A 9311-nucleotide genomic window follows, 5' to 3' on the forward strand; every position below is an offset into this window, starting at 1 on the left:
CTCCTTACAGCTTGATTTCGACGTCAACGCCGGCCGACAGGTCGAGCTTCATCAGCGCGTCCACGGTCTGCGGAGTCGGGTCAACGATGTCGAGAACGCGCTTATGCGTACGGATCTCGAACTGCTCGCGCGACTTCTTGTCGACGTGCGGCGAGCGGTTGACGGTGAATTTCTCGATAAGCGTGGGCAGGGGGATCGGTCCCCGTACCGTCGCACCAGTGCGCTTGGCCGTGTTCACGATCTCGCGCGTGGAATGATCCAACACGCGGTGATCAAAGGCCTTGAGCCGGATGCGGATGTTCTGACGATCCATATCGCTCGGTTTCCTAGTGGGCTGCGCCCGCGTCTCGAACCATTTCAAAGACCAACTCGAACTCCCGAGAGAGCTCGTACGCAGCGTCCGCAAAACAAAATACCCCTGCGGTCGCCCGCCGGGGTGGTTGTCCAGATATTGCGCCACCCACTCGAAAGAAGGCTGAAGGCGCTATGTCCGGGCGTCTCGCGAACCGCGTTTGAGCCCGAGAGCTCACAGCCGGTCCAACAGAGGCGCGCTTGTACGTTCCAGAATCGGTTTCGTCAAGCGCTGTGTCCGGCTCATCTCGTCCTTGAGGAACGCGAGTCGCCGGGCCGGTTCTGAATAGGCGCCCTGCCCGGTTCGCGCAAGGCCCATGAAAACATAACGCCGGTCTCGTTTTAACGCTTTCGGCCAGATTACTAGCAAGAACGTGCGCCCGCTTGCGCGTAGGTGAAAACCTCGCCCGCGCAAGTGTCGCAAAATTGCATTATTCGCCCGCCAAGCGCCGCCGCTGGTCTTGAGCAGGTCCCCGAACCTCCATAGATGCCGCCCCTCCCCGGCGGACTGGGCGGCCCTCCCCCCAACAACGACCGCCCAGCCAGCCGGAGGAGCCACTGTTGTGTTGTGTAAGGGGATAGACCCAATGAATACGAAGCTCTTCGCCACCGCCGCCCTGGTCGCCGCCGCCATCTCGGCCCCGGCCTTCGCGCAAAACGTCGGCTCGGTCGGCGCCGCCGTGAACTACACCGACCTGAACACCCGCCTCGGCGGCGCGGACGGCACCTCGGCCGTCCTCGACGGTTCGGTCGCCATCCCGCTGCAAGGCGCCTGGACCGTGACCGCCAACGGCGACGTCTCGATCTCGGACAACGACCTGTCGGACGAAACCGTCGCCTCGGGCGCCGTCCACCTGACGACCAAGCTGGGCGATACCGTCCGCGTCGGCGGCTTCACCGCCCTGTCGCGTCCGTCGAATGACACCCTCTGGGCCGTCGGCGCCGAAGCTCAGAAGTACCTGGACAAGGTCACCCTGACGGGCCTGGTCGCCTACGGCCAGTCGAACGACCTGGACGCCGACCTGTACTCGGTCCGCGGTGAAGCCCGCTACTTCGTATCGGACAACTTCCGCCTGAACGCCGGCGCCGGCTGGTCGCGCATCGACACCAACGTCAATGCCGACCTGTGGGACGTGAATGCCGGCGGCGAATACAAGTTCGCCAATAGCGGCTGGTCGACCTTCGCCAAGTACACTCACGCGGAATCGAAGGACCTGGCCAAGCTGAACTCGGACGCCGTGAAGGTCGGCTTCCGCTACACGTTCGGCGGCAGCCTGAAGGACCGCGATCGCGCCGGGGCCGACCTGGCCACGGCCGGCGACCTGTTCGGCTTCGGCGTCCGCTAAGGATCGCCGAACCGCCCGGTTCGACATGAAGAAGGCCCCGGGAGCGATCCCGGGGCCTTCACTCTTATATATAGAGTGTGTCGCGTCGGCCTATTGGCCGATGATCACGTCGCCCGAGCCGGCCACGTGCTTCTTGACTGGGCCGTTGACCTTGGCGATGCGCACGTCGCCCGAGCCGGCCACCGAGACGTCGACCTCGTCGGCCTCGCCATTGAAGGCCACGTCGCCCGAGCCCATCACACTGACATCGACCATGCGGCTGCGGCCGCCCGCGACGGTGATGTTGCCCGAGCCGGCGATGTTGCCGTCCAGCTTGCCGGCGATGCTGGCGACCGAGACGTCGCCCGAACCGGCGATATTGACCTCGAGGTCGCCCGCGACGGCCTGGGTCGAGACGTCGCCCGAGCCGGCGATGCTGATCTCGGCCACACCGGCCGAGCCGGTCTTGGTGTCGCCCGAGCCTGCCTGGGCCACTTCCAGCTTGCCCTTGGTGTTGGCGATCGTCCAATCACCGCAGCCGGCGTTGCCCAGCTTCACGCTGTCCGAGCGGCCGATGTCGCCAAACACCGCGCCGCCGGCCTGGACCTTGGCGTCCATCGGCACGCGCACCGCGATCTGCGGGAAGTTGTCGTACGAGACCTCACCGACGCCGCGGACCTTGACCCAGATCTTGCCGTTGCGGCTATTGCAGCCGTTGATCTTGTTCATGCGCAGGTCGCCGTCGACGATCACCTCGTCTCCGTTCTGGCGCACCTCCAGCGGCAGGCTGGGATTGGTGGTCAGGAACTCGACCTTCACGTCCGAGCGGTTCTCGGGGATGACCACGACGCGCGCGACGGCGTCCTTGATTTTCACGGAGGGGGCGGCCGAGGCGGCGCTGGCGGCGGACACGGCGGCGGCCACGAGGGCCAGGGTGGTCAGAGCGCGCATCGGTTTCTCCCGTCGGATGCGTGTAATTCGATGAGGAGAAGCTAGCGACGGTTCGCCCAACCTTCGACTTAATTCGTGGTCATGACCCAGAAGTCATGGAACGGCGGTCGCTTAGCCAACCGCGACGACCTCCCAAAAGTTAGGCGCGCCACGCAGCCTGATGCTTGCGCAGCCGCACCGGAGCCGACTTGTAGGCCGGCGTGCCCGAGCGCTGGTCGTGGTCATCCAGGGCGATCACCACATTGGTCTCGGGATAGTAGGCCGCCAGGCATCCCGGTGGGATGTCGCGCGCCACCACGGTGAAGGCCCGCACCAGGCGCTCGCCCGTTTCGTCGAAGGCCGCGCCCAGGTCGACCAGGTCCCCCTGCTCCAGCCCCAGCCGGGCCAGGTCGTCCGGATTGGCGAAGATCACGTCGCGGCGGCCGAACACCCCGCGATAGCGGTCGTTGTCGCCGTAGATCGTGGTGTTGTACTGGTCGTGGCTGCGCAGGGTGGTCAGGATCATCACGTCCGGATCGCCCCGGCGCGGATCGCCGGCCTTGGGCGCATGGACGATGAAGTTGGCCTTGCCCGTCGCCGTCTTCCAGATCCGGTCGGAGGGTCCGACGGGCAGGCGGAAGCCGCCCGGGACACGGATCTTGTCGTTGTAGTCGTCGAACGCGCCGGGGAAGACCCGGGCGATCAGCGCCCGAACCGCGTCGTAATCGTTCGCCAAGCCCGGCCAGTCGATCAGCGGATCCTCGCCAAACACCGCCGCGGCGATCCCCGCCACGATGGCGGGCTCGGACAGCAGGTGCTGGGAGGCCGGCGGATTGAGGCCGCGCGAGGCGTGGACCATCGACATCGAGTCCTCGACCGTCACCGACTGGCGCACCCCGGCCCGCACGTCCAGCTCGGTGCGACCCAGGCACGGCAGCAGGATCGCCGCCTTGCCGACCAGCAGGTGGGTGCGGTTGGGCTTGGTCGCGACGTGGACGGCCAGGTCCAGCTTGCGCATGGCCGCGAAGGTCCGCACCGGGTCCGGCGCGGCCACGGCGAAATTGCCGCCCAGGCCGACGAAGACCTTGGCCTCGCCCCGCTCGATCGCCGCGATCGCCTCGACCACCGTGTGGCCGTGGGCGCGCGGCGGCTCGAAACCGAACACGTCTCTTATAGAGTCCAGCATCGCCGCCGACGGCTTCTCGGCGATCCCGACCGTGCGGGCGCCCTGGACGTTGGAGTGGCCGCGAAGCGGACAGATCCCCGCCCCCGGCCGGCCGATGTTGCCCTTCAGCAGCAGCAGGTTGACCAGCTGCTGCACCGCGCCGGAGCTGTCGCGGTGCTGGGTTAGGCCCATGCCGTAGCAGAGGATCGCCGCCTTGGCCTTGGCGTAGGTCGCCGCCGCCTCCTCTATCCGCGCTTGCGGCAAGCCGCAGCCCGCCTCGATGTCAGCCCAGTCCAGCGCCTCGACGAACGCCGCGAGGCCTTCGAATCCGGCGGTGTGCTCTTCGATGAAGGCGTGATCCAGCACGCCGCCATCGCGCGCCTCCATCGCCAGCAGCGCCTTCATCATGCCCTGCACGAACATCGCGTCGCCGCCGATGGTCAGCTGGTAATAGGCCGAGGCGATCGGGGTCGAGGTCAGGGTCGCCATCTCGACCGGATCTTGCGGCGAGGCGAACTTCTCCAGCGCCCGCTCCTTCAGCGGATTGAAGGCCAGGATCGTCGCGCCGCGCCGGCTGGCCTCGCGCAGGGTGGCCATCATCCGCGGATGGTTGGTGCCGGGATTGTGCCCGAAGCACAGGATCAGGTCGGCGTGGTCGAAGTCCTCGAGGGTCACCGAACCCTTGCCCAGGCCGATCGAGTCCGGCAGGCCGACGCTGGTCGGCTCGTGACACATGTTCGAGCAGTCGGGGAAATTGTTGGTCCCGAACCGCCGCGCCATCAGCTGGTAGAGGAACGCCGCCTCGTTGCTGGCCCGACCCGAGGCGTAGAATTCGGCCTGGTTGGGATCGTCCAGCGCCTTCAACCCCGCCGCCGTCCGCGCGAAGGCCTCGTCCCAGGTAATGGCCTTGTAGCGATCGTCGGCCGGATCGTAGGCCATCGGCTCGGTCAGCCGGCCCAGGTCCTCGATCTGATGGTCGCTCCAGCTCAGCAGCTCGCTGATCGTATGCCGGGCGAAAACCTCGGGCGTGGCCCGCTTGGTCGTCGCCTCCCAGGCCACGGCCTTGGCCCCGTTCTCGCAGAACTCGAAGGACGAGGTGTGCTTGGGGTCGGGCCAGGCGCAGCCGGGGCAGTCGAAGCCCTCGGGCTGGTTGGCCCGCATCAGGGTCTTGCCGCCCTCGATCACCGTTTCCTGGTCGGCCAGGGCGCCGGCTACCGCCTTAAGCGCGCCCCAGCCGCCGGCGGGCTGGTGATAGGGCCGGACGCCCTGAACCTTGGCGCTGGGGACCTTGTCGCTCGCCATCAGGCCGGTTCCATTTCGGATTCCAGGAGTCGCTCGCCGCCGGCGAACACCGCATGGCCGTCGGCGCGGGCCAGGGCGACCAGGGTCAGGTTGGCCTCTTCGGCCTTGGCGATGGCCAGCTCGGTCGGCGCCGAGACCGCCACCAGGATCGGGCAGCCCATCCGCGCGGCCTTCTCGACCATCTCGAACGAGCAGCGGCTGGTGACGACGACGAAGCCCCTCGCCGCGTCGATCCCCTCGCGGGCCATGGCCCCGGCCAGCTTGTCGAGCGCGTTGTGTCGGCCGACGTCCTCGCGGACCCGGACCAGCGCGCCGTCCGCGTCGAAGAAGGCGGCCGCGTGGGTGGCGCGGGTCAAGCGGCCCAGCGCTTGCCGCTCCTCCAGCGCCGCCAGGGCGCGGGGTATGGCCTCGTGCGCGATCCGGACGCCCGCGCCTAGCACCGGCAGCGGCCGCACCGCGTCGGCCAGGCGCTGCACACCGCAGAGCCCGCAGCTGGAGCGGCCTTCGAGATTGCGCGGCCGAGCCTTGCGGGTGACCGCGCCGGGCGCCAGGCGGATGTCGACCAGAACGCCCTGCTCTTCTTCCTTGGCGGTGATTTCCAGCACGTCGGCGGCCGTGGCGATCGCCTCGGTGATCACGAACCCCAGGGCCAGGTCTTCGAGATGCTCGGGCGTGGCCATCAGCACCGTATGGGGACGACCATCGAACGACAGGCCCACGGCGGTCTCGCGCGGCAGGTCCCGCGAAAGCGATTCCGGGGAGCGTCCGGCGCGCCATTGCACGGCGGGACGACGGGTGGCGGGGGAACGCGACATGGTCATGAGCTTACGCCTTGGGCGCCAGGCGGTACAACCGATGACGCCAAGGCGGGAAAGTTCAAAACCTTCATCGTTGGACGGGTGACCGGCGCGCGTTCCTGGAGCAATCTCCCACCCATGGCAGGCACAACCTTCGACACCCGACGCGCCCAGATGTTTCCCCGGCTGGAACCGGCCGAGATCGACCGCCTGCGCCGTTTCGGCCAGGTGATCCACGCCGAGGCCGGCGCGGCCCTGGCCACCTCCGGCGTTCCCTCGCCCGGCCTGTTCGTGACTCTGGCCGGGCGGGTGGCGATCAGCCGCCGCGACGCCCACAACGACAGCCAGCCGATCGTCGAGCACGCCGCCGGCCAGTTCATCGGCGAGATCGCCCAGCTGTCGGGCCGCCCCTCCCTGGTCGACGTCACCGCCATCAGCGACGTCGAGGCCCTGCTGATCGCCCCCGAACGGCTGCGCGCCGTGCTGGTCGCCGAGGCGGAACTGGGCGAGCGGATCATGCGCGCCCTGATCCTGCGTCGGGTCAGCCTGATCGAGACCGGGGCCGGCGGCCCGATCATCGTCGGCCGCGCCGCCGATTCCGAGGTCATCCGCCTGTCCGGCTTCCTGGCCCGCAACGGCCATCCCTATCAGCACCTGGATCCCGACGCGGTCGAGTGCGCCAAGGTGCTGATCCAGCGCTTCGAGGTCGACGACAGCGAGCTGCCGATCGTCCTGTGCCCCGACGGAACCCTGCTGCGCCAGCCGACCAACTATCAGCTGGGCCGCTGCATCGGCCTGGTGGGCCCGATCGACTCGGACCGCCTCTATGACGTGGCCGTGGTCGGGGCCGGGCCCGCGGGCCTGGCCACCGCCGTCTACGCCGCGTCCGAGGGCCTGTCGGTGCTGGTGCTGGACACCCGCGCGTTCGGCGGCCAGGCCGGGGCCTCGGCGCGGATCGAGAACTATCTCGGCTTCCCCACGGGGATTTCGGGCATGGCCCTGATGGGCCGCGCCTACGGCCAGGCCCAGAAGTTCGGGGCCGAGCTGGCCATCCCCGACGAGGTCGCCTCGCTGGACTGCGAGGAAGGCTCGCACCGCTATCGCCTGAAGCTGGCCAGCGGCGAGAGCGCCCAGGCCAAGACCGTGGTGATCGCCAGCGGCGCCCGCTATCGCCGGCTGGAGGTCGAGAACCTCGACCGCTTCGAGGGGGCCTGCGTCCACTACTGGGCCTCGCCGCTGGAGGCCAAGCTGTGCGCCGGCCAGGAGGTCGCGCTCGTCGGGGCCGGCAACTCGGCGGGCCAGGCGGCGGTCTATCTGGCCAGCCAGGTCAAGAAGGTCTGGATGATCGTGCGCGGCGAGAGCCTGGCGGCGACCATGTCGCGCTACCTGATCGAACGGATCGAGAGCACGTCGAACATCGAGGTGGTGGTCAAGAGCGAGGTGATCGACCTCGAGGGCGACGCCCCTGATGGCAAGGGCGGCCAGCTGTCGGCCGTGCGCTGGCGCGGTCCGGGCGGGCTGGAGACCACCCAGGCGATCAGCCACCTCTTCCTGTTCATCGGCGCCGCGCCCAACACAGCCTGGCTGGCCCACTGCCGGGTCGAGCTGGACAACCACGGCTTCGTGCGCACCGGGGCCGATCTGGCCCCGGGCCATCCGCTGCTGCAGACCAGCCGCAAGGGCGTGTTCGCGATCGGCGACGCCCGCGCCGGCTCGGTCAAGCGGGTGGCCGCCGCCGTCGGCGAAGGCGCCCAGGCCGTCGCCGCCATCCACGCCTATCTGGCCGACGCGTAAGGATCTCCGATGAGCTGCATGCACGGCGACGCCATCCGCCTGGTCACGCCCAGCGCCAAGGGCTGCGAGGAGTGCCTGAAGACCGGCGGCTGGTGGGTCCACCTGCGCCTGTGCCGCACCTGCGGCCACGTCGGCTGCTGCGACGACAGCCCCTCCAAGCACGCCACGGCCCACTTCCGCGCCACCAAGCACCCGATCATCGAAGGCTACGACCCGCCCGAGGGCTGGGGCTGGTGCTTCATCGACGAGGAGTTCGTCGAGCTGCCGGACCAGACGGCGCAGGTCGGGCCGATCCCGAGATTCGTCGAAGGCTAAGGCGCGGAGCGGGGGATACAGGCCGCCAATTCCCGTAGTCACTCCCAAAATCCCTCTCTCTGAGAGAGAGGGAGGGGCCCACGCGAAGCGTGGGAGGGTGAGTGGTTACACCCTCACAGGACAGAGCACCCCGCCTCCCGACCTCCCCGGCGAAAGCCGGGGCCCAGCTCGAACCCACGGGGCGTCACGCGGATGGCGCGGTGCGAGGGCGCGTCAGCCCCAGCCTCTCCGGATGGATCTGGGCCCCGGCCTTCGCCGGGGAGGTCGGCGTTTTGGAGAGCGAACCCATTGTCTCGGATTTCCCGGCCAGCGGTGAAACCACTCACCCTCCTACCGCTTCGCGGCGGGCCCCTCCCTCTCTCTGAGAGAGAGGGTTTTCGCGGGCGATCGGCGAGCGCCTGGGGAACTTCCAAGAACCTCCAAGAACTCCGCCGGATCCGATCACTTCGCGCCGGGCAATTTGATTCCCAGCAGGATCAGCCGGTCGCCGGTAATCCCGAACCAGTGCGGTACGCCCGCGGGGATCAGGATGACGTCGCCCGGGCCGAGCGGCCGTGTCGCGCCGCCCTCGATCCGACTTCCCTCGACCAAGCTGGCATTCTTGGCGTTTGAATCGGCCATGACGCCGCCGGAAATGAGCGTGCCCGCCCCTTCCAACACGATTGCGTATTCCGCTTCGGCGGGGTGAACGGCGGGGCGGCCCGGCTTCTTCCATATTTCGATCGCCGCCACGGTCGCGCCGTCGCGGACCAAGGGGCGCCACATGAACCCCTGATCGGGCTTCATCTCGGCGAGCATCTGCCGTAGCTGAGCTTGGACATCCGCGCCGCTCGCGAAACCGGACCGGTCGGCCGCCTGAGCGGGGCTCGTCTGCGCGGAAGCGGGGGCGACGCCTGACGCGACGGCGAGGAGGAGTAACGTCGCACAGATCGCGAAGGCTCTAGCCATTGTCTTCACCGCAGCTCTCCTGGGTCGTGAACCGTAAACGCGAATGATCGCTCCCTCCGCCCGAGACTTGGGAAGGCCGGCGCGGAGTCATGCGGCAACGTGCCAGCGAAACCACCGATGGACGAGGCTCAAAAAGCAAAAGGCCCCGGAGTTTCCTCCGGGGCCTTCGCATTGTCAGCCGAAGCTAGATCGTCGAGGATTACTCGACGATTTTCGCCCGTCAGAAGCGCATGCGCTTCTGACCGCTAAGCATGGTCGTGAAAATCGTTATTCAACGATTTTCGCGACGACGCCGGCGCCGACGGTGCGGCCGCCTTCACGGATGGCGAAGCGCAGCTTCTCTTCCATGGCGATCGGGGTGATCAGCTCGACGTCCAGCTCGGC

Annotated in this window: 9 protein-coding genes; 3 read left to right on the plus strand and 6 right to left on the minus strand. The window is 68.2% G+C overall.

Features of this window, described 5'->3' with window-relative positions; all coding sequences use genetic code 11:
- Positions 1-4 precede the first annotated feature (4 nt).
- Entirely contained in the window at positions 5-313 is a 309-nt protein-coding gene (rpsJ, locus tag ASC70_RS18325; protein WP_004616952.1) for a 30S ribosomal protein S10, read from the minus strand.
- A gap of 625 nt (positions 314-938) precedes the next feature.
- Between rpsJ and ASC70_RS18330 the strand changes: the two genes are divergently transcribed.
- On the plus strand, positions 939-1697 hold the full coding sequence (locus ASC70_RS18330) for an outer membrane protein (protein ID WP_056052717.1): 759 nt from the start codon (positions 939-941) through the stop codon (positions 1695-1697).
- Positions 1698-1787: 90 nt separating this feature from the next.
- Here ASC70_RS18330 and ASC70_RS18335 read toward each other — a convergent pair whose 3' ends face one another.
- The 3 genes from ASC70_RS18335 to fdhD form a co-directional block, all read right to left on the minus strand.
- On the minus strand, positions 1788-2627 hold the full coding sequence (locus tag ASC70_RS18335) for a GIN domain-containing protein (RefSeq protein WP_056052719.1): 840 nt from the start codon (positions 2625-2627) through the stop codon (positions 1788-1790).
- Positions 2628-2766: 139 nt separating this feature from the next.
- Positions 2767-5073, minus strand: a complete 2307-nt coding sequence (locus tag ASC70_RS18340; protein WP_056052722.1) for an FdhF/YdeP family oxidoreductase — start codon at positions 5071-5073, stop codon at positions 2767-2769.
- Positions 5073-5888 (minus strand): formate dehydrogenase accessory sulfurtransferase FdhD, encoded by an 816-nt coding sequence (gene fdhD / locus ASC70_RS18345; RefSeq protein WP_082539810.1) that lies wholly within the window; start codon positions 5886-5888, stop codon positions 5073-5075. Before fdhD ends, ASC70_RS18340 begins: the two co-directional genes overlap by 1 nt.
- 120 nt (positions 5889-6008) lie before the next feature.
- Here fdhD and ASC70_RS18350 point away from each other — a divergent pair, with 120 nt between their 5' ends.
- Both ASC70_RS18350 and ASC70_RS18355 read left to right on the plus strand, forming a co-directional pair.
- Positions 6009-7664, plus strand: a complete 1656-nt coding sequence (locus ASC70_RS18350; RefSeq protein WP_056052919.1) for an FAD-dependent oxidoreductase — start codon at positions 6009-6011, stop codon at positions 7662-7664.
- 9 nt (positions 7665-7673) lie between these two features.
- The gene (locus tag ASC70_RS18355; protein WP_056052724.1) at positions 7674-7979 is read left to right on the plus strand and encodes a UBP-type zinc finger domain-containing protein; all 306 of its coding nucleotides are present in this window, start codon (positions 7674-7676) and stop codon (positions 7977-7979) included.
- A 441-nt stretch (positions 7980-8420) separates the two neighbouring features.
- Here the strand turns inward: ASC70_RS18355 and ASC70_RS18360 are convergent, their stop codons facing one another.
- Positions 8421-8927: a cupin domain-containing protein gene (locus ASC70_RS18360; RefSeq protein ID WP_056052727.1), complete on the minus strand. Its 507-nt coding sequence runs from the start codon at positions 8925-8927 to the stop codon at positions 8421-8423.
- A 267-nt stretch (positions 8928-9194) separates the two neighbouring features.
- Positions 9195-9311 (minus strand): hypothetical protein (locus tag ASC70_RS24580; protein ID WP_156396251.1); only part of this gene is annotated, 117 nt, incomplete at its 5' end.

Source organism: Caulobacter sp. Root343 (genome assembly GCF_001425745.1).
Lineage (GTDB): Bacteria > Pseudomonadota > Alphaproteobacteria > Caulobacterales > Caulobacteraceae > Caulobacter.

Excerpts from the sequence above, each read along its gene's own strand:
- rpsJ (WP_004616952.1), bottom strand. The coding sequence starts at position 313 with ATGGATCGTCAGAACATCCGCATCCGGCTCAAGGCCTTTGATCACCGC.
- ASC70_RS18330 (WP_056052717.1), top strand. The coding sequence starts at position 939 with ATGAATACGAAGCTCTTCGCCACCGCCGCCCTGGTCGCCGCCGCCATC.
- ASC70_RS18335 (WP_056052719.1), bottom strand. The coding sequence starts at position 2,627 with ATGCGCGCTCTGACCACCCTGGCCCTCGTGGCCGCCGCCGTGTCCGCC.
- ASC70_RS18340 (WP_056052722.1), bottom strand. The coding sequence starts at position 5,073 with ATGGCGAGCGACAAGGTCCCCAGCGCCAAGGTTCAGGGCGTCCGGCCC.
- fdhD (WP_082539810.1), bottom strand. The coding sequence starts at position 5,888 with ATGTCGCGTTCCCCCGCCACCCGTCGTCCCGCCGTGCAATGGCGCGCC.
- ASC70_RS18350 (WP_056052919.1), top strand. The coding sequence starts at position 6,009 with ATGGCAGGCACAACCTTCGACACCCGACGCGCCCAGATGTTTCCCCGG.
- ASC70_RS18355 (WP_056052724.1), top strand. The coding sequence starts at position 7,674 with ATGAGCTGCATGCACGGCGACGCCATCCGCCTGGTCACGCCCAGCGCC.
- ASC70_RS18360 (WP_056052727.1), bottom strand. The coding sequence starts at position 8,927 with ATGGCTAGAGCCTTCGCGATCTGTGCGACGTTACTCCTCCTCGCCGTC.